We start from the raw sequence: 26266 nt of genomic DNA, 5'->3' as shown, positions 1-26266 counted from the left end.
GGGAATTCCTTCAGGAACTTGAGACTAGTCCAAGGGTTGAGGCAACCGTCCTGAGCCCACATTCGACTTCGGCTCGAGATGGTGGTGAACTGAGCGATAGACGCACGGCGTTTTCCGGCGGGTCGCCATCGACGGCGAAGAGATCAGAGGGGCGGACGAGAACACCCTGCCGTTCCAGACTTGCCACAAAATCGTGACGGTCACGAGAAGCGTCCAGGCGTAACCACACATGCAGTGCTTCGGAAGTTGCTGCCAGGTCAGCGCCATCTAAAATACGACGTGCGAGTTGGACACGCTCCCGGCTTTCGTCCCGGATGGCCGCACAGATGGCCTCAGCAGTACCCTGCTCTATCCAATAAGTGGCGATTGCAGCTGAAAGCGCTGCAGGCGCCCAGAACGACAATCGACGCGCTGGCCCGAAGACACTCTCCATTTCGGTAGCCGAAGGGGCAACGACATAGGCCATACGCAAGCCATGAGCCAAGCACTTCGTAAGTCCCATGATGTACCAAACGACATCTGGCGCCATGGCAGCCAAGGGTGGCGGCGCGTCTGAAACCAGACGGCCTAAAGTATCGTCCTCAATGATCAAAACACTATGGCGTCGGGCGATATCGATGAGCTCACGCCGCCTCGTCTCCGACATCACTGCCGTCGTTGGATTGTGGTCCGTGGGATTGCAGTAGAGGGCCTTAGGCCTCTCTTTGAGGCAGGCTGCCTCGAAGGCGTCGGGGATTATTCCTTCGCTATCTATCTCTAGTCCCCGAACACGAACATGAGCGCGCTGAGCCAGACTAGCCATGGGACCCCACGACAGTCGCTCCGCCAGCATCAGCCCCCCTGACCAACCAATTCCTCTAGCAGAATTAGAAAAGCGCTCTGGGTACCATTTGTGACCGTTATCCGCGTTTCGTCGGGCTCTAATATGAGCCTTGGTTTCAACCACTTCGCTGCCGCACGACGATCTGCTAGGCTGCCGCCGGATTGGGCGACATGCACAACAGCGCCTGGATCATCCCCTTGAGAGAGCGCAACAAGAGCCTTTCTCAGCTCATTACCGATATTGGGCAACATAGGCGGCACTGAACGCCTGAAGTCGATCGGCTTGTTGATCAAGCTGCCAAGTGGGTTCGCCTCATGGTTTCCGAACATCCGAGATAAAAACCTTTCATTCTAGACTACTATATGCTTTTTCATTCTAGACAGCTATTACTAATCGTATATGAAAGAAATATGACACTTGACCGCTTCGAGCGAGAAACGGAAGGCGGAGATCGATATGGATGATTCAGGGCTGGCTCTTTGGCGGCAGATCGGCAACGTGCTGAGCGACGAAATCGAACACGGTGATCTTTCACCTGATCAGCGCCTCCCTTCGAGCGAGGCTTTAGCGGCACGCTTCGGAGTTAACAGGCACACTGTCCTAAAGGCGATCAACCATTTGCAATCTCAAGGCAAAGTGCGAATTGAGCGCGGTCGCGGATCTTTCGCAGTGGTAAATAAGCTCGATTACAACATTGGCTCGCATCAGCTCTTTGAGCAGAACTTAGCAGCCAGTAACATGGCGCCATCGCGCACGGTTCTAGCTGTCGCCGAATGCCATGCACCTGGTCCAGTAGCGGAAGCTCTGAAGCTTGCGAAAGGCAGACAGGTGTTGCTGGTGACGACGCTTGGCGAGGCGGATGGCATCACCGTCAACTACGGCAACCACTATATCGCAAGTGATCGGCTGCCGGGCATCGTACCGCTTTTCAAAACCCTCGTTGGCAAAGAGCGGCAGGCGTTTTCGTTCCGTTCTCTCTTCGAGCAATGTAGTGTGCGCGACTATCACCGAAAGGACGTCACAGTCCGCTCGCGTCCGCCAACCAATGAAGAGACCCGGTATCTGAATATCCCCACAATAGAATACGTGCTGACGACGCTGGCGATTGGAGTGGGCACGGATGAAGTTCCGCTCACTTATGCGGAAATGGCGTTCGCGAGCAGCCGAGTGTCATTCAAGGTCAGCTTCTAAACGTTTTTGAACACAATAACCCAAACCGCGAGGTGAAATTTATGAGCAAAGCGAAGCAACTGCGTGAACGTCTCGCTAAGCAGGGCCTCACTCATGTCATGGCCGCCCACAGTCCTCTTTCTGCTGTGCTTGCGGAGGAAGCCGGCTTCGACGGCCTCTGGGCCTCGGGCTTTGAGCTTTCTGCCCTTTACGGCCTGCCAGACATGAGCCTTGTTTCAATGACGCAGCATCTTGATATGTTGCGGGCGATTGCTGGGCGTTCTTCGCTCCCAATTGTCGCAGATATTGATACCGGCTATGGTAACGCAATTAATGTCGTTCATACCATTGCAGAATATGAGCGGGCTGGAGCAGCGGCAGTCGTCATCGAGGATAAGACGTTTCCGAAAGTGACAAGCCTCGCCGCCGGTGGTCGGCAGGAACTGCTCCGGGTCGAAGAATTTCAGGGCAAGGTAGAAGCAGCTATCGGCGCCCGCACCGATCCTGACTTTTTGGTGATTGCTCGCACCGAAGCACTGATCGCAGGCCTCGGCGAGGAAGAAGCGCTCACGCGTGCTAAGGCCTATGAGGACGCGGGCGCCGATATGATCTTGATCCATTCTAAAAAGAAGGATCCCGCAGAGATCGAGAGCTTTGCGCGCGCTTGGAAAGGCAATGTGCCGCTCACAATCGTACCGAATGCATATCCCGAACTCGACGCTGCCCGAATCGAGGCACTCGGCAATATTCGCATGGTGATCTACGGCAATTACGGCATTCGAGCTGCGACGACAGCCATGCAAGAGGTGTTCCGGCGGATTATCTCCGATCGAGGTGTGCAGAACGTCCACAAGGACATAGTGCCCGTTGAGGAGGTATTCCGGCTTCAAGGAATGGAGAGGGTCAAAGCCGATGAAAAACTCTACTTGAGGTAGTCAGCACCAACAAGCAAGGTCGGCCCAATCGTCGATGGGAGCCCGCTCAGCCGCTATTCCGCCGCGTCATCGCCGACGGAGGTGTCCAGAACGTTCACCGGGATATACTTCCGGTCGAAGAAATCTTTCGCCTCCAAGGCATGGAGCGGATCAAATCCGACGAAGAGCGGTTTCTTCGATAGAGTGATCAAATCTGCTGCTGTTTTGACCGGCGGCACGGTCCGGCTAGCGCCGCCTCTGTCTGCACGAGAGCCCCCGTTACGGCGGCTTCAAGAATCACAGAATCTTGCTAAATGGTGCGTGCTAGCGCCGAAGCAAGCGCTCCTTGCGCAACCGTGATGTCGGCAAGGCGGCGCTCTGCCTCGTCTACTATCCGTTGCTGTTCGACGAGGGGCCGTAGAGGAAAAGGCATCTGAGCGAGCCGCGCCGAGATGCGGGATGCCTACGCCACGTGCCGCTTCGGCAAACGCGCCACTTTCCGCCATATGCCGGAAAACGAGAAGAGCGAACTCTGGAATAACAGCGTGCGGACGAACCCGAATAACTGTGTTTTGAAAGCAGCAGTCTGGTATCTCGCCTTGCCAGATCCGCTTCCAGATGCCTCTGCGAGCAAAATCTCGCCAACTTGAAGCTGGAATATCTCACGCTCTGTCGGTGAGAAATCCATTTCAAGTGCTTCTGCGCGGTCCCAGTCACGTTTTCGCATTTGGTGCGGCTGTGGCGGGTTCCGCCGTAGCGCAATAGCGAATTCGTATTTCTCGGCTTCATCGGCTCCGGCGAGCCGGGCGAGATCCGAACCCCGTGGGGCCGTCGGGTTCACTTGAGATAACTGGTGGTGCGGGTGGCCGGGGTCGAACCGGCACTCCTCTCGGAACTGGATTTTGAAGGGAGTCGCGTTTACAAAAAAGCGGCGCCGTTGCTGTAGTCCGGTGCTTCAACAGATCCCGATTTCCGTGATCCACGCACCTGTGCGGCACCTACCTCAACGACAACGTCACCGTCCTATGTGCGCGCCATAGCCCTCTATTTCCCGATTGATCAACGTGAGGGCTTCCACTGTTCGCGATCTATTGTTTTCTATCTCCTCACCCACCCATCGAGAGGAGTTGCAACATGAACGCGACGGCGAACACACACATCGGAAGAACGATTAGACGACGGCAGTTGCGTGAGATGGTGCCGTTAGCTGACAGCACGATCTACGAAATGGAACAGCGGGGGGAATTTCCGCGGCGCTTCGCTTTGACCCCACGGTGCGTGGTTTGGGATCTGGGCGAGGTTCAGGCATGGCTCGCGGCCCGTCGCTCAAAACCAATTCTCCGTGCGCCCGGCCCCGACGTGAAACAACGTCGAGCCCGCCCGGTCAAAGAGCAGGATCGGGCGCCAAGATCGGCATCGACGGCGGAATAAGCGTTGGCACGTACTTCTTGCCATCGACCCAGGCGTCCAAGATGTCCGACCACTCCTGCATCATGTGCCTTCGCTGCACCTCATACTCGGCTTTATTATAGACGCCGCGCGACGAGCGCCCGTCCTCATGCGCCAGGCACTTTTCGATCCAGTCGCTGTTGAAGCCCAGTTCGTTCAGCAGAGTTGAACCTGTCCGCCGCAGATCGTGCACTGTAAACGGTTCCAGGGGCAAACCGTCCGCCTTTGCCCGTTCGACAACTGCGTAGGTCACCCGGTTGAAGGTGGCACGCGACATCGGGGCATCTGCATCGTACCGCGACGGCAGAAGGTATCTTGAATTTCCCGCGCAGGTCTTCAGGGCAATCATGATGTCGAGCACTTGGCGCGACAGGTAAACGTTATGCGCCTTCGAGCGCTTCATCCGCTCCTTCGGGATCGTCCAAACCGCATTCTCGAAGTCAACTTCGTCCCAAACCGCGTCCTGCAGTTCGCTCTTCCGTACCATCGTGAGGAGATAGAGCCGCATTCCCAGACGGATCGTGGGAAGCGTGGCGACGTGTTCGAGCTGCTTCAGCATCACCCGAATTTCGGAGGGCGAAAGCGAGCGGTCCTTCGGCACAAAAGTGGCGATTGATGCCGGCCCCACTTCGTCGGCTGGGTTGGCGACCTTCTCACCATGCAGGATGGCGAAGCCGTAGATCTGCTTCAGGATGTCTCGCACATGGATAGCCGTCGCCGGGGCACCACGTTCAACGATACCGCCGCAATGGGCTCTTAGATCGTCTGGCGTGATCTCAGTCAGGAGACGATTTCGCCAGACAGGCAGAAGCTCTCGCTCGAAGATGGAACGCCGCATGGCACGCGTGCTGTCTGCCATCGGCGCGGCGGTGAGCCACTTCTCCCCGAACTCTCCGAAGCTCTTGGCCTCTTTCAAGCGGCGCTTATCGCGCTGCTTCTCTATCGCCGGCGATCGTCCTTCGCCAACAGCGCGCCTAGCGTCGATGCACTTCTCGCGCGCTCGGGCAAGCGAGATGCCGTCTCGCCCGTACCTGCCCAGATAGACGGTCTCCCGGCGGCCGTTGAGCCTGTAGTCCAGGCGAAATGAGATCGCACCACTGGGCATGACGCGCACATACATGCCGTCCCGGTCGGCGATTTTGTAAATCTTCTCTTTTGGTTTCAATGCCTTAAGGGCGGCGTCCGTCAGCATTCCTACTGCCTCCTGAAAAGTACCGTCAGTACAAATTCGGGGCTCAGCGACCGATATTTTCCATTGAATTCAATGATTTAATCCGCAAAAAGTACCGTCATGAGCCTCGTTGCCCCTGACGGTACTTTCAAAAATGCAGCTAAGCAATATGGCCGAGGTCCGTCAGGCGGACCGCCAGCGCCAAACTCTACCCACCGATAGCTGCCGATCGCTATCGACATGATTTATTTTTGTTTTCAGTGACTTACGTCGTATTATAGCGTAAATTCGGTGGGGTTCGGATAGGCCTGAATCATTCCCACTCGATGGTGCCCGGAGGCTTGGACGTGACGTCATAAACGACGCGATTGATGCCTTTGACCTCGTTGATGATCCGCGTTGCCGCCTGACCGAGGAAGCTCATGTCGTAGTGATAGAAATCTGCCGTCATGCCATCGACCGAAGTCACGGCGCGTAGAGCGCAGACGAATTCATACGTACGGCCATCCCCCCATGACGCCGACTGTCTGCACCGGCAGCAGCACGGCAAAGGCCTGCCAGATCACGTCGTACAGACCAGCCTTGCGGATTTCATCGAGATAGACCGCGTCAGCTTCCCGAAGGATTTCCAGCTTATCGCGGGTAATGCCACCCGGGCAGCGGATAGCCAGGCCCGGACCGGGGAACGGGTGACGGCCAATGAAGGAGTCCGGCAAGCCGAGTTCCTTGCCGAGAACACGCACTTCGTCCTTGAACAGTTCGCGCAATGGCTCGACCAGCTGCATGTTCATGCGTTCCGGCAGACCACCAACATTATGGTGCGACTTGATCGTGACCGATGGACCGCCGGTGAAGGAAACGCTTTCGATAACGTCGGGATAGAGCGTGCCCTGCGCCAGAAAATCAGCACCGCCGAGCTTCTTGGCTTCTTCCTCGAAAACTTCGATGAACAGCCGGCCGATTGTCTTGCGCTTCTTTTCGGGATCAGCCTCGCCTTCAAGCGCATCAATGAAACGGTCCTGCGCATTCACGAGGATGAGCGGCAGATTGTAGTGCTCGCGGAACATGGCAACCACATCGGCCGCCTCGTTCTTGCGCATCAGACCATGGTCAACGAGGATGCAGGTCAGCTGTTCGCCAACTGCTTCGTGGATAAGCAGCGCGGCAACTGAGGAATCAACACCGCCGGACAGTGCGCAGATAACTTTCTTGTCGCCAACCTGTTTGCGGATTGCAGCAACGGCCTGTTCGCGATAGGCGGACATGGTCCAATCGCCCTTGATGCCGGCAATGCGGTGCACGAAATTCTGCAGCAGCTTGGCGCCATCGGGCGTGTGCACGACTTCCGGATGGAATTGCACCGCATAGAATTTCTTGGCTTCATTGGCGATGGCGGCAAAAGGCGCGCCAGTCGATGTACCGACAACCTTGAAACCCTCGGGAATGGAGACAACGCGGTCGCCGTGGCTCATCCAGACCTGATGCCGGGTGCCTTTGGCCCATACTCCGTCGAACAAGGCGCATTCTTCCTGAATATCAAGGAAAGCACGGCCAAACTCACGGTGATGCCCACTTTCCACCTTGCCGCCAAGCTGGGCGCACATGGTCTGCTCGCCATAGCAAATGCCGAGAACCGGGACGCCGGCTTCAAACACGCCCTGCGGCGCACGCGGGCTGCCGATATCGACGGTGGAGTGCGGGCTGCCGGACAGGATCACGGCTTTCGGCTTGATACGGCGGAAAGCTTCGTCAGCGGATTGGAAAGGAACGATCTCGGAATAGGCACCAGCTTCGCGCACGCGGCGTGCAATCAGCTGCGTTACCTGGCTGCCGAAATCGACGATGAGGACTGTATCGGGATGAGTGGGTGTGTTCATGGCGGGCCTTTAAAGCAATTGCCGAGTCGATGCAATGGGTCACTCCACCACACTCAGATGCTCGTTTCATTTGTTCACAATTTGGGGATCTGGAATCAGTTGCATGAACTTTGTGCGTGGTTCGACACGCTCACCATGAGGGAGATGGATAATTGCAGGGAGCTAGATTCTGCGACGCTGCCGATTGGCTTGCAACCCATCCCTATTCCTCATGGTGAGCTTGTCGAACCACGCACAAAGTTCATGCAACCGCTTAACCCAGCGACCGTTCCAATGTTGTTACCACCCATTTGTTCAGGCTGACCCCTGCCCGCCGCGCAGCACTGGATATGGCCTTGTGCAGAAGAGGTTCCGTACGCACAACGAATTGACCGGAGAACGGTTTTTCCGGCTCCTCGCCCCGCTCGGTGCAGAAGGCCAGATAATCATCGACAGAGCCGGCAAGCGCCTCTTTCAACTGCGCCGCCGAGGACCCTTGAAAGGTGATCACATCGCGCAGATTGATAACCTCGCCGTGAAAAAGACCGGCGTCTTCATCAAACTCTATGACGGCTTCATAGCCCTTGTAGTGCATTGTGTTCATGGTCTTATCTCCGCTTCCAGCAGGAAACGCCTTACCGATTTTACTGCACCCTTGTCCGTTTCCTTTTGCGGATGAGGACGATGGAATACGGCCCGTGCACCATTGAGAGCAACGCGTACCCGTGAACCTTGTCCTTCCGTCACATCCGCGCCACACGCCACAAAAAGAGCTTCAATGTCCCGCCACACAATCCCGGCTTGGACTGGTTCAGCAAATATGGCGGCAAGCGTCGCCTGATGCTTCCTGCTGAGCTTCATATAGTAGTATCACTTTTCAGTATCAATAAAAATATAGAGCAACTAAAATTCAGCAGAAATTACAGCACGATCTCTCCGGCCTCAAGCGCGCTACCCATAGCCTCCACTGCCTTGGCGAGCTTTTCATCGATCACATGCAGGTATTCGGTCCAATCGCCCACATGGCGCAGTTCGGCTGCGCCGTCCGAAATGCCGCGCAGGCCGATAAGCGGCAGGCCAAAGCGCTGGCAGGCACGCAGAATGGCAAAGGTTTCCATCTCGACCATATCCGCATCGATCAGGTCGTAGGCGCTGCCCGAAACAATATTGCCGCCGGTTGAGAGGGAAGCTTCCTTCACACCGGGAATGCGCAGGGGCAAAGGCACCGTGACCGGCAGATCGAGAAAGGGCGTGGCACCCTTCACGAAGCCAAGTGGTGAGGCATCCATATCGCGATAGGAAACGCTGGTGACCTGATAGACTTCCGTCTGCTCCAGCGTACGCGACCCTGCCGAACCGAGCGAGACGACGAGATCTGGAACAATGTTGCTGCCTTCGATAGCGGCAAGATTGGCGGCAAGGCTCACCGCAGCTTCAACCGGACCAACGCCGGTGATCAGCGGTTTGAACAGGCGTTGCAAATGCGGACCATATTCGGCATCCACTGCCATGACAAACAGAAGCTGCTTGCCGCCAATGGCGGCCAATGCATAGGGTAAACTCATGTCAGACCACCGGGTTGAGCAGATATAGCGAGGCGTTGAGGACAGTGGCGAAGGCCACCCAAGCGAGATAGGGCAGGAACATGATCGCGGCAGGGCGCTCAGATGCCCATGTCACACGGATAAAGCCGACAATGGAGATCAGCAGCAAGGCAATGACAAGAAGCCCGAACCCCATCTGGTGAAGGCCAAAAAATGTGGGCGACCACAGGAAGTTCAGCACCAGCTGCGCCCACCAGAATTGCTGGGACGTTGTCAGGTCCCGGTCCCATACGCGCCAGCCGGCAATAGCGATCAGCACGTAAAGGATGGTCCAGGCCGGTGCAAAAATCCAGTTGGGCGGATTGAACGAGGGTTTAACCAGCCCCGCATACCATTCACCCGGCAGCGTTATGTAACCGATGGCCAGGCCGCCACCAATCGTCACCACGAGAAACAACAGAAACGCCATAGACCGGGACATGGGTGGAACCTTTCCTGCCGACAACTGGTATCGCGGAAAGTTGTACTGTTATTTTTCCCGTCTGAGAACAGAAATGAAGAAGCCATCTGTGGACGTGGATAACGGCGACAGGATGGTGCTTCCGTCCTTGAACAGCGGCGCCAGTTTCTCGTCGGCTACTACAGCCTCCTGCCAGAGGGGACGGGTATCAACTATGCTGTAATCCGTGTTGTTTTCGAGGAATGAAGCGACCTGACGGCCGTTTTCCGGCGCAAACAGCGAGCAGGTGATATAGACCAGCCGACCGCCCGGTTTGACATAGGCCTTGGCTGCATCCAGTACCTCACGCTGCTCGACTTCACGCCGTTCCATCTGCTGATCGCTGAGACGCCATTTGGCATCCGGGCGGCGGCGCCATGTCCCGGAACCTGTGCATGGCGCATCTACGAGAACGAGGTCCATCTGGCCTTCGAGCGGCACAAGTTCACTGAGATTGGCATGAGCTTGCGCATTGCGTACCCCTGCCCGCTTCAAGCGGTCGAAGATCGGCGCGAGGCGGGCACGCTCAGCGTCATAGGCGTGAATCTGGCCCTTGTTGCCCATCAAGGCCGCGAGCGCCAGCGTCTTGCCACCAGCACCGGCACAATAATCCAGCACCTGTTCACCCGGCTTGGCATTGCTGAGTCTGGCCGCAATCTGTGAGCCAAGATCCTGCACCTCAAACAGACCACGCTGGAATGCCGGCTCCGCCTGCACATTGGGGTGACGGCCCATGGCGCGCAATGGCGGTACGCGCACGGCAGTATCCAGCAGCGGCGCCGGGTTGGCCCCTGCCCGCACCAGTTCCTTCAGCACCTTTTCGCGGTCAGCTTTCAGCGTGTTAACGCGCAGATCGACCGGCGGGCGGGCACTGAGCGCCGCTGCCTGTTCCACCCAGGCATCACCGAAGATCGCCTGAAAATGTGGAATACACCATTCGGGCACATCGGCACGAACATGATCCGGCGCAGTGGCAAGATCACGCGCCTGCCAGATGGCCATACGTTCGGCCTCCAGCGGTTCGGGTGCGAACTTGTCGCCTTCCAGCGCGGCATTGATGTCGTCAATAACCAGTTCCGCATCGGAGAGAAGCACGCCGAACGCGATATGGCGTGCGGCATCGCTGTCCATACGCCAGCCGAGCGACAACTTGCGGCGCAGCGCGTCGTAGACGATGTTGCCTATAACCGCGCGATCGCCCGCACCGGCAAAGCGGTGTGACAGGCCCCAATCCTTGAGCGCATCGGAAGCCGGGCGTTTACGGGTCTCAATATCGTCCAGTACTTCGATTGCCGCCTGCAGGCGTCCGCCAAGTCGCATGGGAATTCCTTATTTTGATCTACCGGCATCGCATACATGGCAAAGCCGATAAAGAAAGCCGGAGCGTGATGCTCCGGCTTTCACATTGAACAACAAAGATGGCGCAGGCGGCGATTATTCGGCCGCTGTCTGCTTCTCTTCATTGGAAATCGCATTGGCTTCATAGCCATGCGCTTCCTTCAGGGCTGCGCGTACGCCAGCTTCGTATTCCGGGTGAACCTGCCGGAAATGCGCGAGCTGACGCTCGAGGATATAACCGGGAACGCCGCCCATCGCCGCAGCGATGTTGGAGAACAGACGCGAGCGCTGGCCCGCATCGAACAGGTTGAACAGAGCTGTCACCTGACCATAGTCATCGTTGCCGATGCGATGGTTATAACGGTCCGCACTGCCGGAGATTGCCAGAGGCGGCTCTTTGGCCGAAGGCTGTTCAACGGCCCCGGAGAAGCTGTTGGGCTCGTAATAAGCATCAACATTGCCGGTTTTCTGGCCAATGAAGTTCATCTGGCCATCCTTGTGATAATGATGGACCGGGCACTTCGGCTGGTTGACCGGCAGTGCTTCGTAGTGGGTGCCGAGGCGATAGCGATGGGCATCCGCATAGGAGAACACGCGAGCCTGCAGCATCTTGTCAGGCGAATGGCCGATGCCCGGAACGACGTTGGACGGCGAAAACGCTGCCTGTTCGATCTCGGCGAAATAGTTGTCGGCGTTGCGGTTGAGTTCCATAACGCCGATTTCGATTGGCGGGAATTCGCCGTGCGGCCAGACTTTTGTCAGGTCAAACGGGTTGTACGAGGTCTTTTCCGCGTCGCTTTCGCTCATAATCTGAACCTGAACGGTCCATTTCGGGAATTCGCCGCGCTCAATGCCGCCGAACAGTTCTTCCTGATAGGTTTCGCGCGACTTGCCGATCAGCGTTTCCGCTTCCGCATTGGTGTAATGCTTGTGGCCCTGCTGGGTCTTGAAGTGGAATTTGACCCAGAAACGCTCGCCATTGTCATTCCAGAAGGAATAGGTGTGTGAGCCGTAGCCGTTCATGTACATCGGGGCGACCGGCAGGCCGCGATCCGACATCAGGATGGTGACCTGATGCAGGCTCTCCGGCGACAGGGACCAGAAGTCCCACATGGCTGTGGCCGAACGCATATTGGTGCGCGGATGACGCTTCTGCGTGTGGATGAAATCAGGGAATTTCAGCGGATCGCGGACGAAAAATACCGGCGTGTTGTTGCCGACCAGATCCCAATTGCCTTCGCTTGTGTAGAATTTCAGCGCAAAGCCGCGCACGTCGCGCTCGGCATCGGCCGCACCGAGCTCACCGGCAACCGTGGAGAAACGCAGCAGCAGCGGCGTTTCAGTACCGGGCTGCAAGGCTTTTGCCTTGGTATAACGGGAGATATCGCCGGTGATTTTCAGCGTTCCGAATGCGCCCCAGCCCTTGGCGTGAACAACGCGCTCAGGGATACGTTCGCGATTCTGATGGGCAAGCTTTTCAAGCAGCTGATAATCGTCCAGCAGAACCGGGCCGCGCTCGCCGGCTGTCCTCGAATTCTGATTGTCTGATACCGGTGCACCGGCAGTGGTTGTCAACGTCGGACGGTCAGCCATTGGCTTCTCCCTTGAATTTCGTGTTGTGACACTATTTCAAAATCGCGCAGCACACGGCTTACAACGATCTCATCATCACAATAGAACTATTCCAATCATAGTTTCCAATTGAATTTAGAATTATTATTGATAGGATTTGGTTATCATGTTTTCTGTCCGGCAAATGCGCTATTTCGATATTCTCGCCACCACGTTGCATTTCCGCAAAGCGGCGGAATTGGCGCGGGTTTCTCAACCTGCCCTTTCGGCGCAAATCGCCGAGATGGAGCAGCGGCTCGGAACAACGCTGTTCGAGCGGACACGCCGCAGCGTGGTCCTGACCGATATGGGCAAACGGCTTCTGCCGCGTGTGCGCGGCATTTTGAATGGCATACGCTCGCTGGAAGAACTCGCCTCGCAAAAGCGCGGCATTCTGCAGGGGCGGCTGCGGCTGGGGATTATTCCGACCATTGCACCATACCTGTTGCCGATACTCATTCCGGCACTGCGCGAGGCCTATCCGGAGCTGACCATAGAGTTGCGCGAGGCGGTAACGTCGAAGCTCGTTGAAGATTTACGTATGGGCGATTTGGATGCTCTGATCGCAGCACTGCCAATCGATAGTGACGGGGTGGTGGCAAGGCCGCTGTTTCGCGACCGCTTTCTCATCGCTACGTCAAGCAATGATATCGATATTCTGACGTCCCCCATGACGCAGGAGAGCGTGGCGCTGGAACGCCTGCTGCTGCTGGAAGAAGGCCACTGCCTGCGCGATCAGGCGCTCGCTGTATGCACCAGCGTCAAACAGCGGCAGTTGGTCAACTACGGCGCAACCAGCATGGCGACGCTGTTGCAGATGGTCAGCCACGGTATGGGGCTTACATTGATCCCGGAAATTGCCGTGCGCACGGAAGCCAGCCGCAACAATGTCCGCATCATCGCCTTCGCCGATCCGGAACCATCGCGGGAAATCGGCCTGATCTGGCGTCGGCAAAGTGAACGGCGGGATGATTTCGAGGCACTGGCCACAACGATCGTCGATTGCAGTCGAGGTTTGCTGATTTCAGCGGAGGAACTGGGGGGATTGGCGGCTTAGCGTAGGGACTGAGCCGCTGCTGCAACCCACCCATCTCCCTCATCGTGAGCCTGTCGAACCACGCACCATGCTTATGCACCTTGCAAATGTCTACGCCGTTAACACCGCCATAGTGCGTGGTTCGACAGGCTCACCATGAGGGAGAGGGAGGATTGCAATACGTAAGCTGGCCACCCCCTAAGCAGTGGCCGGTATCGCCAGATGCAATGCCAGGATCACCCACAAAATGCCATTCAGAATAAACCCGATGGTAAAGATCGGCTGGCGCAGTCTGAGCCGGTTGGATGTCACATGCACCAAGGTATGGGCAACGCGCGCGGCCACGAACAGCCACGCAACCACCACCGCTAGAAATGACACACCGTTGACCACACAGAGCGAGATGCACACCGCGTAGAACAGTACCGGCAGTTCGTAGAGGTTGTTGAGGTTGCGGATAACCGTGACGCTGGCTTCCGGTTCATTAAGGGGCAGCCTGAAATCGCGGGCGGATGCCTGCCCCAACTTGATCGCATCCCGGCGGCGCAGGAAAATCAGGAGGTAGACGATGTAAACCAGCGCTGTCAGTGCGATCAGCGGCCAGAAAATTGCGGTTTGTGACATGGTTTCCTCCTGTTTCGCGCATCTTACGTCTGCGTGCATTTTTTGCGCAAGGCGTTAGGTCGTAAACTCATAAATCTGGCTGAAATGGCGCCTGAAACGGCAAGAAGATGCGAGGAGAGATGCGAAGGGCGGGGCCTTTTCCCCGGCTGAGCGGCTCGACACTGCAGCTTGCAGCCGTTTCGGCGTCCGGAGGATGTGGTCCATTTGCCCGGCTACAGCGTCGCAAAGGCTCGAGAATGGATAAACATTCCCATCGCCTTTGCTCCTTGTATCCGAACAAATGGCCTCATACCATTTCAGCCAGATTTATGAGTTTACGACCTAGTTCCGATCACGAATTCAAGCCGGGAATTCCTTTGATACGTGCGGCGAGATGATCGACGAAAGCGCGCACCTTGCGCGGCAGAAACTTTGCCGTGGGATAGACGACGTGCATATCCATCGGTGCATAGCGATAGGCCGGGAGCACACGGACCAGCGTACTTTCATCGAGAAATGACTGGACCAGTGGCACCTGTGCGCCGCCGATTCCCAGCCCCGCACACAAGGCCTGATTGAGGACAAAGGCGTTGTTGGCGAGAAAACCGGAGCGAACCGGCACTGTGACCGGCCCTTCAGAACCCACCAGCGGTATAACCTCTCCCTGCGGCGCCCAGACAAAGCGCACATGCCGGTGATCCGACAATTCGCCCGGTGTCTGCGGGTTGCCGTGCCTCGCGATATAATCCGGCGAAGCCACAAGAATACGCTCAAAACTGGCAAGTTTGCGCGCCACGAGCCCGGAAGATGCCAGCGCGCCGAAGCGAATGGCAACGTCAACGCCTTCAGCTACAAGATCGGCAAAGCGGTCATCCAGAATGAGTTCGATGGACACATCCGGGTGCTGTTTCTGAAAATCAATGACAATAGGGGCAAGGTGCATCTGACCGAAACCCACCGGCGCATGCACGCGCAGATTGCCTTGCACGCCGGTGGAGAGCCCAGCGGCTTCCTCCTCCGCTTCTTCCACCGTTTGCAGGATATGGCGCGCGCGCTGGTAATAGGTCTCGCCGCTTTCCGTCAATGCCAGCTGGCGGGTTGAGCGATGCAGCAGGCGCATGTTGAGATGCCGTTCCAGCGCCGCCACCTGCTGGCTAATTGCGGGCTGTGTGAGGCCGAGCTCCCGCGCGGCTGCCGACAGCGTGCCAAGCTCCGCCACCCGGACAAAAGTCCTCATCGCTGCAAACCGGTCCATCAATCACCTCAAAGAAAATCTTATGAATGTTATCAATTTATAACGTCTATGCAAACATTAACAAATGAATGAGGATCACCAGCACAAACCAAACGGAGCTGTTGCAATGACACAGGAAACGAAAAAGGCAGTGATTGTTGGTGCCAATGGTATCATTGGCGGCAATCTGATCCGGCATCTCGTCGAAATCGGCGGCTGGGAGATTATCGGCCTGTCACGGCGGGGCGGAGCCTCGGAAGGCAAACTCCGTCATATCGCGGTTGATCTGCTCGACGCCGCCGATGCCAAGGCGAAACTCGCTCATCTCACCGATGTGACCCATATTTTCTACGCGGCCTATCAGGACCGGCCGACATGGGCGGAACTGGTGCCGCCGAATCTTGCCATGCTGGTGAATGTGGTCGAAGCGATTGAACCCATCGCGCCCAGGCTTGAGCACATCAGCCTGATGCAGGGTTACAAGGTTTATGGCGCCCATCTCGGGCCGTTCAAAACCCCGGCGCGCGAGAGCGACGCCAACCACATGCCGCCGGAATTCAACATCGACCAGCAGGATTTCCTTGAAGCCCTGCAGAAGGGCAAAAGCTGGACATGGTCGGCGCTGCGCCCATCCGTAGTGATTGGTTATGCCTTGGGCAATCCGATGAATCTTGCATCCGTCATTGCCGTCTATGCCTCCATGTCGAAAGAGCTTGGCATTCCCTTGCGTTTTCCGGGAAAGCCCGGTGCCTATCACAGTCTGCTGGAGATGACCGATGCGGGATTGCTGGCACGCGCCACGGTGTTCGTTGCCACCAATCCGTCATGCGGAAATCAGGCCTACAATATCAACAATGGCGATCTGTTCCGCTGGAGCGAGATGTGGCCGAAAATCGCCAGGTTCTTTGATCTGGAGGTCGCGCCACCTCTGCCGATGTCGCTCAATGTGGTGATGGCCGACAAAGAACCTTTGTGGAATGCGATGGTCAAAAAGCATCGCCTCGCCCCAACGCCTTATGCCGATGTTTCCGCATGGGGATTTGGCGATTTCGTTTTCGGCTGGGATTATGATTTCTTTGCCGATGGCACGAAACTGCGCCGTGCCGGATTTCACGACTATGTCGATACGCAAGAGATGTTCATGCGGGTTTTCGCCGATCTGAGGGCCCGCAAGATCATCCCCTGAATCGGCTTCCCTTATGCCGCATCTGCCGCTTTCGCCACGGCGGCGCGCTTGCGCCGCGCCGTTACGGTTTGTGCAATGGCAGTGGGCGCGTCCTCGCCTTTCTGCACATGCACAGTCGGGAAAGGCAGTTCGATATGGTTCTCCTTGAAGGCCTTTTGCACGGCGATGAAGAATTTGCGTTTCATCGCAAAGGCACCGCCGGGTTTGGTGGTCATCTTCATGCGCAACACAATACCGTACTCGCCAAACTCCTGAACACCCTGCATCTTGATCGGTTCGATCACCCAGGGTGCAAATTCCGGATCTTCGGCAAGCTGTGCGCCGACGCGTTTGACGAGCTTGCGTGCAACCTCGACGTCCGTATCAAAGCCGACCGTAATGTTGAACTTGTCGGTCGTCCAATCCCGGCTCTGATTTTGCACCGCGCCAAGTTCGCCAAAGGGTATGGTGAAGATCGGGCCGCGATGGTGGCGCAGCTTGATCGAGCGCAAGCTGAAGCTTTCCACCGTACCCATATACTTGCCGCTGCTGATATATTCGCCAATGCGGAACGCGTCGTCGAGCAGGTAAAAAACACCTGATATAACGTCTTTGACCACGGTCTGTGCACCAAAACCGATGGCCACGCCGACCACGCCCGCGCCCGCAATCAACGGTCCTATCTGAATACCGATCGATGACAGGATCATCAGGATTGCCATGATCACGATCGACGCGAAGAGAATGTTCTGGATGATCGGCAGCAGCGTGCGAAGCCGCGCCTGCTGGGGATCTATCTCTGCCTGTTCGTCTTCCGGATGGCGATGAATGCCAAGCTTCCGCTCGATCAACGCCTTGATGATGCTCCAGCCAAAATCGGCTGCGAGCGCAATGACAAGCGTGTTTAAAAGACCGCGCATGATCAGCGTTGTTGTCGGATTTTCCGGGTTTTGCATGCTCGACATGCTGACACCCCACATGCGCGCCGCAAAAAATACGGCAAGCACGATAAGGGCGACCCGGATACCGCGATCAATAACAGCGAGAGTCACTGCCGGGATCGTTGCTCCGCCTGCTTCGACCGATGCCGGCCGCAATATGAAGTGAACCGCCTTGTGAGCCACAATAACCATGAGAGGTATGGCGAAGGCGAGAAGAACAACCGAAAACGCTGTCCATGATCCCGTCAGTTGCAGCAACCACAGACCGATGAAGTAGACGGTCAAAAGCCAGGTCGCAGCTGTGTGACTGACAAGCTGGCGCTTTCCTTCAATGCGGGGAGCATGCGGCCGCAGCCAAATTGCAACGAGGACCAGGCAGAGCAGGACAAAATAGGTCGGGATCGTCAGAACGACTATGCCGTCAGAGTTCAACCCGAGCAGCGGAAGCAGGGAGAATGTCGCTTCAACGAAGAAGAACCAGCCAGCGATGATGACAAGCCAGCGGCTCCAGTGATCGGCTGTCTCGTTGGATATTGGCAATGCACGCACTTCTTCGGAATGCGCCACATGCATCTTGGATGTAATCAGCCCGGCTTTGCAGAACATGTTCACTGCCCATGTACCGGTTGCCGCAGTCAGGTAGGCCAGAACGACTTCACGCAGCAATGGCGGCCAATCGAAGATCATGAAGGCGCCGGTGCTGCCAAGACTGAATGCGAGGATCAAGAGGATCGAGTACAGGAAGCGAGCACTGATTTTCTTCGCACGGCCTTGAGGGGTGTCCTTTGACAAGCTGATGAGCCACCGGCGGAACCGGACAGTCAGGTGAAAAACCAGCCGTGTCATCGCGATTCCTGCCGCAATGAATACGGCCACAAGCAGAAAAACGCCCAGCAGCCCGCCCCGCGCGCTGAGATCCTGCATGACCGTTGAACGTGCCTGCATAAATTGCCGCGGCAGATCGGGAATGGTTTGGCCAACGCGTTCGACATGCCGTTTTACGGTTTCCAGCGACGAGGACACCATCGACTTTGCCATTGGGCTGGTTTCAGTTGACTGAGCATCCGCAGCCGCAGCCGGAGAGTCCGGTTTTGCCAGCTCTTTTTCCAGCCATGTTTTCACCTCGGGATCAGACAGAAGCTGGAGAAACTGATCCACCTTCGGCGTAGCATGCGGTTCTGCAGCGGGTGTCGTCTGTGCAAACACGGGTGACGCCAGCAAAAACAATGCCGCAAAAATGCCAATCAAGATTTTCAGCAATGAAGAATGAAAAAAGCTCATGGTCTGCCATCAACAAAAGAGTGATCATGCCTGCACGGACTGTTGCCACTCAGCCCCCGCAGATTATGATTTATCTATCACATTCCGGCATGCATTGTCTGTCAACAAAGAAGCCTCGTTGCCTGTCAGGCAAACGGTTCGCCCTTGCGGCGCGGCTTGTCATAATTGAGGAAAAATTCATCGAGTTGCGGCGGTGGAACCTTGGTTCCTGCCAGCATGGCATGTGCCTGACCACGATGGTGGATCTGATGCACGAACAGATGTGACAGGACGTGTCGGACCGGTTCCTGGGAAATGGTACCGTCATGCCATTCGATGGGAACAATGCGATCCATATCCGCAGCGTTCAGGCCATCGCAAAAGGCGATGAGATCGGCATCAAACGCTTCTTGCGCTTTCTTCAGATCAGCCAGTTTGGGATAAGGAATATCGCCGACAAGGCTGATATTCCTGCGGCCAAGACCGGTCATATCAGCCAGATAGATTTGATCGACGATGAGATTGTGGTTGAGCGTCATCTGGATCGATGGAAAGAAACTCGTGCGCTCCTGCGCAAATTCCGCATCGGTCAACCCGGCGCAGGCACTGAGCAAACGGTGGTTTGACCAGGCGCTGTTACGCGCCATGGCCGAGAAGTGATCGCGGAGGGTGTTGTCAGACATGACCTCCGCGCTCCGGTCAGTTACCGCCCGGATAGTTCGGGCTTTCGCGGGTGATCGTCACATCATGCGTATGGCTTTCGCGCAGGCCCGCATTGGTGATGCGCACGAATGTTGCCTTTTCACGGAACTCTTCAAGGTTCTTGGCACCGACATAGCCCATCGAGGCGCGAAGACCGCCTGCGAGCTGGTGCAGAACACCGGAAACCGGACCCTTGTATGCAACCTGACCTTCAATGCCTTCCGGCACCAGTTTCAGCTCGTCGCGTACTTCGGCCTGGAAGTAACGGTCTGCCGAACCGCGTGCCATGGCGCCAACGGACCCCATGCCGCGATAGGCTTTGAACGAGCGCCCCTGATAGAGATAGACCTCGCCGGGGCTTTCCTCGGTACCAGCCAATGCGGAACCGGCCATAGCGGCCGAAGCACCGGCGGCCAGCGCCTTGGCGAAATCGCCGGAATATTTGATGCCACCATCGGCGATGACGGGAATACCTGACTTGTGTGCGGCTTCAACCGCCGACATGATCGCGGACAACTGCGGCACGCCAACGCCGGCGACGATACGCGTGGTGCAGATAGAGCCAGGGCCGATACCAACCTTGACCGCGTCAGCACCCGCATCGATCAGGGCCTGGGTTCCGGCAGCAGTGGCGACATTACCGGCGATGATACGCACCGCATTCGACATCTTCTTGGCGCGGGTGACTGCATCGAGCACACGCTGCGAATGTCCATGTGCCGTGTCGATGACGAGAACGTCCACACCGGCAGCGATCAACCGCTCGGCACGCTCGAAGCCGTCTTCGCCAACGCTGGAAGCGGCAGCAACGCGCAGGCGTCCCTGGGCATCCTTGGCAGCATTGGGATTGAGCTGCGACTTTTCCATATCCTTGACGGTGATCAGGCCAACGCAGTGACCCTTGCCATCAACAACCAGCAGTTTCTCGATGCGGTGCTGGTGCAAAAGACGCTTGGCTTCTTCGTGCTGAACGTTGTTTTCGCGCACGGTGATGAGGTTTTCACGCGTCATCAGTTCGTAAATCTTCTGATTGGGATCAGAAGCAAACCGCACATCGCGGTTGGTCAGGATACCAACGAGACGGCCCGGCTTGCGGCTGCCTTCGCCTGCATTTTCAACAACGGGAATACCGGAAATGCCGTGCGCGCGCATCAGCGCCTGTGCATCGGCAAGCGTCGCGTCCGGGCCGATGGTGACGGGATTGACGACCATGCCGGATTCGAATTTCTTGACCTGACGGACCTCTTCGGCCTGCAGTTCCGGTGTCAGATTGCGGTGGATGACGCCCATGCCGCCCGCCTGTGCCATGGCGATGGCAAGACGCGACTCGGTGACTGTATCCATGGCTGCAGAGAGCAGCGGCAGGTTGAGTTCAATATCAGCGGCGATGCGGGTGCGAATGTCGGTCTGGCCGGGCATGACCTCGGAATGACCTGGCTGAAGCAGGACATCGTCAAAGGTCAGCGCCATTGCGCCTGTCGCGGATTCAACAATTTTTGCCATACCAATTCCTTAAAATGCGACAAGCGCACCACGATGGCGGTGCGCCGAGTCAGTAATGTTCAGGTGAATTGGCACGGGCTGGTAACATGGATATGTCGGTTTGGAAAGATGGAAACGTATTTATCCCTGAAACAGTCTTGCGAGCGCAACACGCTACCGGTGGTAGAAACCGTATTCACTGCGCATAATATTGTAGTTCTTTGATGCGGGCGCGCACGGCATCGACATTCATCGCCTCGATATCCATGCTGGCAATCGTACCGCGATCAGCCCGCCATGGACCATCATCGGCCTTGATCTGTGCCTCGCGCCACGCCACCCATTTGCGCTGGGCATCTTTGATCAGTTTGGCGGATTCAGGATCAACCGAGGCCAGAACCTTCTTGTACGTCTCGTTCAACTGCTTGTCGTAGGCGACAAAAGCCTTGTGCGAACAATCGACCATTCCCGACGTCGTCTGTCCTGCAGGGCTGTTCAGACATTCGGTTGCCGCCTTGTCGATCGGATCAACCTTTTCCTCCGGGGAAGCGGCAAAGGCAGGCGAAACGGCACTGAGGGCCAGTGAGAGCAGAACCAAACCATAGAATCGTTGCATGATGTCCTCCTTGGGCGGCAAAATGCCCTGTGCATCTTGGCAAGAAAAGGGCGAATTGTCGGGACTGCCGTGGCATTTTCCAGCATATTGAAACAATACCCGCCCATTCATTGCCGATCGTCAGGAATTGCCGTGCGTCCGATTTACCGAAAAGTTTCCTTCCTGCGCCGGTCCCGCGCCATGTGGGGCAATACCCGCGTCTGGCGGCCGCGCCTTGTATTCTGGGCGGGTGCAATCGCCATCGGCGTCATCAGTGTGCTCTTCGCCAAGCTGGCTGATCTTGCCCAACAGAGTTTTCATGGAGTGATCGGCACAACCGGCTGGACGACATTCCTGCCGCTGATCATCACCCCGCTTGGCTTCGTCTTATGCGCCTATATGGCCTACAGCTTTTTCCCGAATGCGCAGGGCAGCGGCATCCCGCAAGCCATTGCGGCGCGGCATCTGAACGACCATGACGACCGCGTAAAATTGCTGTCATTGCGGATGGTCTTCGGCAAAATCCTGTTAACGGTCGTCGGATTGTTTTCCGGTGCTTCTATAGGGCGCGAAGGCCCCACCGTGCAGGTCGGTGCATCGCTGATGTTGCAGGTGGCGCGCTGGGGCGGCATGGCGCAGGCGCGCGGTCTTATTCTGGCGGGTTCAGCGGCAGGCATTGCCGCCGCGTTCAACACGCCGCTCGCCGGTATCGTCTTTGCCATTGAGGAAATGGGCCGGTCCTATGAGGCACGCACCAACGGGCTGGTGCTGACGGCGGTCATTTTGTCGGGCCTCGCGGCCATTGGTCTTGTCGGCAACTATACTTATTTCGGTTCATCGGGAACCATCGCCACCAGTTTTTCCGATTGGCTGCTGGTGATCCTGTGCGGTGTGGGCGGCGGCGCCTTCGGCGCCTGTTTCAGCGCGGGCGCAGTGAAAGCCCTGCGCCGCATCAAACGCTGGACAACGCCGGATCCCTTCCGCCGGACATTGCTGCTGGCAGGCATTTGCGGGTTTGCTGTCGCGGCCATCGGCGTTGCGTCAGGTGGCACTACATTCGATACAGGTTACGAGCAGGCACGCGGCGCCGTCGAAGGGCATGCGCTGCCCTGGTACTTCTTTCTGGAAAAGCTGCTCGCAAGTTTCCTGTCGATGGTTTCAGGCATTCCCGGCGGCATCTTCGCGCCGTCTCTTTCCGTCGGCGCGAGCTTCGGCAGCTCTGTTGGCTTGCTGACCGGCAGCAATATCGGCCTTGCCGCTGTGCTCGGCATGGCCGGATATTTTGCCGGAGTGGTGCAGGCACCAATGACTGCCTTCGTCATCATTCTGGAAATGACCGGCAGCCATGACAGTGTTATCGCGCTGATGTGCACATCCATGCTTGGCTACGGCACGGCGCGGATCATCTCGCACGAACCCCTGTATCACGCGCTGTCACGCGTCTTCATTGCCGATGCGATCCGGCGCAAACGCGCCGAAGCCGCCGCAGCAGCAGCACAGGATCAGACGTCGAACTGATAGGTTACCGGGACAAAGCGGTAACCGCTGCCGAGCCGTTCGAGGTAACCGGCTGACGGGAACGGCATATGGTAGCCAATGAATGGCACCTTATCGGTGGCAATCATATCCAGCACGCGCTTGCGGGTTTCGATGCCTTTGGCGCGATCCGTGTCGAACGCCACTTCCCATTCCGGGCGCTGCAGGGATGCGACGTAATGATTGGCGGTATCGGCCGTCAGCACCACGCGCTTGCCCTCTGACTCCACATGAAAAATCATATGGCCGGGGGTGTGGCCATAGGCGGCTTCGCTGGTGATACCCGAAACGATTGAAGCACCTGCCTTGATGAAGGTGGTCTTTTCCGCCAGCGGCTTCACCTTCGCCGCAACACCCTTGGCACCAGCCTCAGCCGGAGTCCCTGCACGGGCAGGATCAGTCCAGAAATCATACTCAATCTGCCCTGCGACATAGCGCGCATTGGCAAAGCCCGGCGTGTCGCCATTCATCAAGCCGCCGATATGATCGCCGTGCATATGGGTAAGCACGACAATGCTGACCTGATCGGGCGTGTAACCCGCCGCTTTCATATTGGCTTCGAGCTGGCCAAAACCGTTTTCGCGACCAGCAGCACCGAAACCCGTATCAAACAGGATAAGTTCGGAGCCCGTATTGATCAGTACCGGCGCGAAACCATTGACGAATTTCGTCTCCGGGAGGAAGTTGGCGCGCATCAATTCGCCGACTTTTTCCTGGCTCTGATCGGCGCCGAAGGTGGGGAAAGGCCCGCCAGACGGGCGCAAACCATCGAGAAGCGTGGTGATTTCAAACGAGCCAAGCTTGAAACGCTTGAACCCCGGTGATTTCACATCCGATTGCGGAACCGGGGTTTCGGCAGCAACTGCCATGCCCTGCGACAGGGCCAACCCTCCAGCGATAGCGCTCGAAGCAAGAAACAGGTCACGGCGGGAAATTTCATAGGGAGTCATGGGAATATCTCCATCAAACGTCTTGGGATTGCGATTGGGATATCACTGCGTGCAACGCTGCCGCTGCTGAACTGTTCCTCTTTGCATAACCGAAAAAAGCCCCGCGCTGGATCACATCTGATTGATCGGTGCTTGAGCGGCTGGCGCGCCGGTGCTATCGCAACCCCCAGCAATACAGGGTTATTATTCTGAGTCCCACGACGGACCCATGTTTGTTTTCCGAACCCTTTCTTGAGAACTGGAATTCATTGTGAACCGCATTGTTCCGCTCGTGCTGGCGATTGCCCTGTTCATGGAACAGATGGACTCGACTGTCATCTCGACATCCCTGCCCGCTATTGCCGCCGATATCGGCACCAGCCCGATTGCGCTGAAGCTGGCCCTAACTGCCTATCTCGTGTCACTCGCGGTGTTCATTCCGGTCAGTGGCTGGATGGCCGACCGTTTCGGTGCCAAGAATGTCTTTCGCGCCGCCATTGTTGTGTTCGTTCTCGGCTCCATCGCCTGCGCCGTTTCCAACTCGCTGCTTGCCTTTGTCGTCTCGCGCTTTGTGCAGGGGGTCGGCGGCGCGATGATGACGCCGGTCGGACGGCTGGTTCTGGTGCGCTCCACCCCGCGCAGCGAACTTGTCGGTGCCATGGCTTGGCTCACTGTACCGGCACTGGTTGGTCCGCTGCTCGGGCCACCCATCGGCGGGTTCCTCACCACCTATTTTACCTGGCACTGGATTTTCCTGATCAACGTGCCAATCGGCCTTGCGGGTATCTGGTTTGCCACGCGCTATCTGCCGGATGTAGAAACGCTGATCCAGCGCAAGCTGGATGTAACAGGCTTTTTTCTTAGCGGGATTGCCGCTTCCGGCGTGGTTTTCGGGCTGTCCGTTGTCAGCCTGCCTGCCCTGCCCGCGTGGGTCGGGTTCTCAACGCTGGCCATCGGCATTGTCTCGACAGTTCTTTATCTGATCCACGCGAAACGCACACCGGAACCATTGCTGGCGCTTGATTTGTTCAAGAACCCGGTATTCCGGGCTTCGATTGTCGGCGGCAGTCTGTTCCGGATTGGCGTTGGCGCAACACCTTTCCTGCTGCCGCTGATGTTTCAGATCGGCTTCGGCATGACGCCCTTTCAGTCCGGTCTCATCACGTTTGTTTCAGCGGCAGGCGCCATCGGTATGAAGCTTGTGACCACATGGTTCTTCCGCAAGACCGGCTTTCGCAATGCGCTGATGTATGGTTCGCTGGTCGCCGCAAGCTTCATTGCCATGAATGGCTTTTTCACACCGGAGACACCAACGGCGATCATCATTGTGCTGCTGCTCGTCGCTGGCTTTTTCCGCTCGCTGTTCTTCACCGGCACCAATGCGCTTGGTTATGCGGAAGTGCCCAATGAGCAGACCAGCCTCGCCACACCTATCGCGTCAGTGGCGCAGCAAATATCGATTGCGCTGGGTGTTGCCGTTGCCGGTGGCATTCTTGAAGTCACCACCAGCATGCATGGCGGACCGCTGCAGCTGTCAGATTTCCACACGGCGTTCTTCCTGGTTGCAGCCGTGTCGTCGCTGGCATTCTTCTCATTCGTCCGCATGAAGCCGGACGCGGGAGCCGAAGTATCCGGCCACCGGGTGACGGCACAAGCAACACCTGTTGAAGAAACTGTCGCCTAGTCCTGGCTCTAGTCTTGAGATTTGCCCTTGAAGTCGCGGGCGAGCAGGTAAAGCTCGACCGACTCCGCACGGGATGCCGGCGGCTTGACGTGATGCACGGATTTGAAGTGCTTCTTCAACAGCGTCAGCACTTCGTTCTCCGTGCCGCCCTGAAACGTCTTGGTGAGGAAATGCCCGCCCGGACGCAGCACGGACACGGCAAAATCCGCAGCAACTTCGCACAGATGCGTCGTACGGATATGATCGGTGCGGCGGTGGCCAGTTGTCGGCGCAGCCATGTCGGACAGAACGATGTCAGGCAGGCCGCCGAGCGCTTCGATCAGTTTGTCCGGTGCCGCGTCATCCAGAAAATCCATCTCCAGCAATGTCACACCCGGCAGGGGATCGATATGCAGGTAGTCGATACCGACCACAGTCGGCACATCTTCCGGCGAGCCGACAATGCTGGCAGCAATCTGGCTCCAGCCACCGGGAGCCGCGCCCAGATCGATGATGCGCTGACCTTTTTTCAAAATCTTGTAGCGGTCATCGATCTCGATGAGCTTATAGGCGGCGCGTGACCGGTAGCCATCGGCCTTTGATCGCTGCACATAGGGATCGTTAATGTGACGCTCGAGCCAGCGGCGTGACGATTCCTTGATCGTGCCTGCCTTCTTCTTGATCTTGGTATGAAGGCCGCGCGTACCTGTACCGCCGCGCCCGCCCGTTGTTGTTTTAGCCATTG

At 57.1% G+C, this 26266-nt stretch carries 24 protein-coding genes and 1 pseudogene; 7 read left to right on the top strand and 18 right to left on the bottom strand.

All coding sequences use genetic code 11. The features are described 5' to 3' along the window. Positions 1-10: 10 nt before the first annotated feature. Positions 11-832: an aminotransferase class I/II-fold pyridoxal phosphate-dependent enzyme gene (locus tag HB779_RS09245; protein WP_256440638.1), complete on the bottom strand. Its 822-nt coding sequence runs from the start codon at positions 830-832 to the stop codon at positions 11-13. A gap of 447 nt (positions 833-1279) precedes the next feature. Between HB779_RS09245 and phnF the strand changes: the two genes are divergently transcribed. Together phnF and HB779_RS09235 are read left to right on the top strand one after the other, a co-directional pair. After that, a complete protein-coding gene (phnF, locus tag HB779_RS09240; RefSeq protein ID WP_188345417.1) occupies positions 1280-2014 on the top strand; it encodes a phosphonate metabolism transcriptional regulator PhnF in 735 nt (244 codons plus the stop codon). A gap of 41 nt (positions 2015-2055) precedes the next feature. Beyond that, positions 2056-2928, top strand: a complete 873-nt coding sequence (locus HB779_RS09235) for a phosphonopyruvate hydrolase (RefSeq protein ID WP_188345416.1) — start codon at positions 2056-2058, stop codon at positions 2926-2928. 53 nt (positions 2929-2981) lie between these two features. Here HB779_RS09235 and HB779_RS09230 read toward each other — a convergent pair whose 3' ends face one another. Then, positions 2982-3146 (bottom strand): hypothetical protein, encoded by a 165-nt coding sequence (locus HB779_RS09230; protein WP_188345415.1) that lies wholly within the window; start codon positions 3144-3146, stop codon positions 2982-2984. An 895-nt stretch (positions 3147-4041) separates the two neighbouring features. Between HB779_RS09230 and HB779_RS09225 the strand changes: the two genes are divergently transcribed. Then, entirely contained in the window at positions 4042-4338 is a 297-nt protein-coding gene (locus tag HB779_RS09225) for an AlpA family transcriptional regulator (protein WP_188345414.1), read from the top strand. Here the strand turns inward: HB779_RS09225 and HB779_RS09220 are convergent. The 8 genes and pseudogenes from HB779_RS09220 to katA all read right to left on the bottom strand — a co-directional run bounded on the left by HB779_RS09220 (position 4292) and on the right by katA (position 12357). Then, the gene (locus HB779_RS09220; protein ID WP_188345413.1) at positions 4292-5548 is read right to left on the bottom strand and encodes a site-specific integrase; all 1257 of its coding nucleotides are present in this window, start codon (positions 5546-5548) and stop codon (positions 4292-4294) included. The genes HB779_RS09225 and HB779_RS09220 overlap by 47 nt on opposite strands. Before the next feature lie 292 nt (positions 5549-5840). Beyond that, positions 5841-7404: pseudogene (guaA, locus tag HB779_RS09215) on the bottom strand (glutamine-hydrolyzing GMP synthase). Between the two features lie 253 nt (positions 7405-7657). Next, the gene (locus HB779_RS09210) at positions 7658-7987 is read right to left on the bottom strand and encodes a type II toxin-antitoxin system HicB family antitoxin (protein WP_188345412.1); all 330 of its coding nucleotides are present in this window, start codon (positions 7985-7987) and stop codon (positions 7658-7660) included. Next, positions 7984-8244 (bottom strand): type II toxin-antitoxin system HicA family toxin, encoded by a 261-nt coding sequence (locus HB779_RS09205; protein ID WP_188345411.1) that lies wholly within the window; start codon positions 8242-8244, stop codon positions 7984-7986. Before HB779_RS09205 ends, HB779_RS09210 begins: the two co-directional genes overlap by 4 nt. Before the next feature lie 59 nt (positions 8245-8303). Then, complete coding sequence (locus tag HB779_RS09200) at positions 8304-8948, bottom strand: 5'-methylthioadenosine/S-adenosylhomocysteine nucleosidase (protein WP_188345410.1); 645 nt, start codon at positions 8946-8948, stop codon at positions 8304-8306. A gap of 1 nt (position 8949) precedes the next feature. Then, complete coding sequence (locus HB779_RS09195; protein ID WP_188345409.1) at positions 8950-9408, bottom strand: TspO/MBR family protein; 459 nt, start codon at positions 9406-9408, stop codon at positions 8950-8952. Positions 9409-9456: 48 nt separating this feature from the next. Next, positions 9457-10746: an RsmB/NOP family class I SAM-dependent RNA methyltransferase gene (locus HB779_RS09190; RefSeq protein WP_188345408.1), complete on the bottom strand. Its 1290-nt coding sequence runs from the start codon at positions 10744-10746 to the stop codon at positions 9457-9459. A 114-nt stretch (positions 10747-10860) separates the two neighbouring features. Then, positions 10861-12357: a catalase KatA gene (gene katA, locus HB779_RS09185; RefSeq protein ID WP_188345407.1), complete on the bottom strand. Its 1497-nt coding sequence runs from the start codon at positions 12355-12357 to the stop codon at positions 10861-10863. 145 nt (positions 12358-12502) lie between these two features. Here katA and HB779_RS09180 point away from each other — a divergent pair, with 145 nt between their 5' ends. Next, the gene (locus HB779_RS09180) at positions 12503-13432 is read left to right on the top strand and encodes a hydrogen peroxide-inducible genes activator (protein ID WP_188345406.1); all 930 of its coding nucleotides are present in this window, start codon (positions 12503-12505) and stop codon (positions 13430-13432) included. Between the two features lie 177 nt (positions 13433-13609). Here HB779_RS09180 and HB779_RS09175 read toward each other — a convergent pair whose 3' ends face one another. Together HB779_RS09175 and HB779_RS09170 are read right to left on the bottom strand one after the other, a co-directional pair. After that, entirely contained in the window at positions 13610-14035 is a 426-nt protein-coding gene (locus HB779_RS09175) for an MAPEG family protein (RefSeq protein WP_188345405.1), read from the bottom strand. Between the two features lie 331 nt (positions 14036-14366). Next, positions 14367-15269 (bottom strand): LysR family transcriptional regulator, encoded by a 903-nt coding sequence (locus HB779_RS09170; protein ID WP_188345404.1) that lies wholly within the window; start codon positions 15267-15269, stop codon positions 14367-14369. Between the two features lie 106 nt (positions 15270-15375). On the opposite strand from HB779_RS09170, the gene HB779_RS09165 reads away from it, so the two are divergent. Further along, positions 15376-16434, top strand: a complete 1059-nt coding sequence (locus HB779_RS09165) for an SDR family oxidoreductase (RefSeq protein ID WP_188345403.1) — start codon at positions 15376-15378, stop codon at positions 16432-16434. An 11-nt stretch (positions 16435-16445) separates the two neighbouring features. Here the strand turns inward: HB779_RS09165 and HB779_RS09160 are convergent, their stop codons facing one another. From HB779_RS09160 to HB779_RS09145, 4 genes are all read right to left on the bottom strand, one after another. Next, a complete protein-coding gene (locus HB779_RS09160; protein WP_188345402.1) occupies positions 16446-18635 on the bottom strand; it encodes a mechanosensitive ion channel family protein in 2190 nt (729 codons plus the stop codon). A gap of 125 nt (positions 18636-18760) precedes the next feature. After that, on the bottom strand, positions 18761-19297 hold the full coding sequence (locus HB779_RS09155; protein WP_188345401.1) for a DinB family protein: 537 nt from the start codon (positions 19295-19297) through the stop codon (positions 18761-18763). 16 nt (positions 19298-19313) lie between these two features. After that, positions 19314-20819, bottom strand: a complete 1506-nt coding sequence (gene guaB / locus HB779_RS09150; protein WP_188345400.1) for an IMP dehydrogenase — start codon at positions 20817-20819, stop codon at positions 19314-19316. A gap of 175 nt (positions 20820-20994) precedes the next feature. After that, complete coding sequence (locus tag HB779_RS09145) at positions 20995-21414, bottom strand: lysozyme inhibitor LprI family protein (protein WP_188345399.1); 420 nt, start codon at positions 21412-21414, stop codon at positions 20995-20997. A 180-nt stretch (positions 21415-21594) separates the two neighbouring features. Here HB779_RS09145 and HB779_RS09140 point away from each other — a divergent pair, with 180 nt between their 5' ends. Beyond that, positions 21595-22911, top strand: coding sequence for a chloride channel protein (locus tag HB779_RS09140; RefSeq protein ID WP_188345852.1), 1317 nt, complete (start codon positions 21595-21597; stop codon positions 22909-22911). On the opposite strand, the gene HB779_RS09135 is transcribed toward HB779_RS09140, so the two are convergent. Next, positions 22896-23879 (bottom strand): MBL fold metallo-hydrolase, encoded by a 984-nt coding sequence (locus HB779_RS09135; RefSeq protein ID WP_188345398.1) that lies wholly within the window; start codon positions 23877-23879, stop codon positions 22896-22898. The genes HB779_RS09140 and HB779_RS09135 overlap by 16 nt on opposite strands. Positions 23880-24129: 250 nt before the next feature. Here HB779_RS09135 and HB779_RS09130 point away from each other — a divergent pair, with 250 nt between their 5' ends. Further along, the gene (locus HB779_RS09130; protein ID WP_188345397.1) at positions 24130-25542 is read left to right on the top strand and encodes an MFS transporter; all 1413 of its coding nucleotides are present in this window, start codon (positions 24130-24132) and stop codon (positions 25540-25542) included. A gap of 8 nt (positions 25543-25550) precedes the next feature. Here the strand turns inward: HB779_RS09130 and HB779_RS09125 are convergent, their stop codons facing one another. After that, positions 25551-26264: an RlmE family RNA methyltransferase gene (locus HB779_RS09125; RefSeq protein ID WP_188345396.1), complete on the bottom strand. Its 714-nt coding sequence runs from the start codon at positions 26262-26264 to the stop codon at positions 25551-25553. Positions 26265-26266 lie beyond the last annotated feature (2 nt).

Origin of the sequence: Phyllobacterium sp. 628, assembly GCF_014189505.1 — a bacterium.
In the GTDB taxonomy this organism is placed as follows: Bacteria; Pseudomonadota; Alphaproteobacteria; order Rhizobiales; family Rhizobiaceae; genus Phyllobacterium.
The sequence above is the reverse complement of the archived record's forward strand: the minus strand, read 5'-3'. Positions and strand labels throughout refer to the sequence as shown.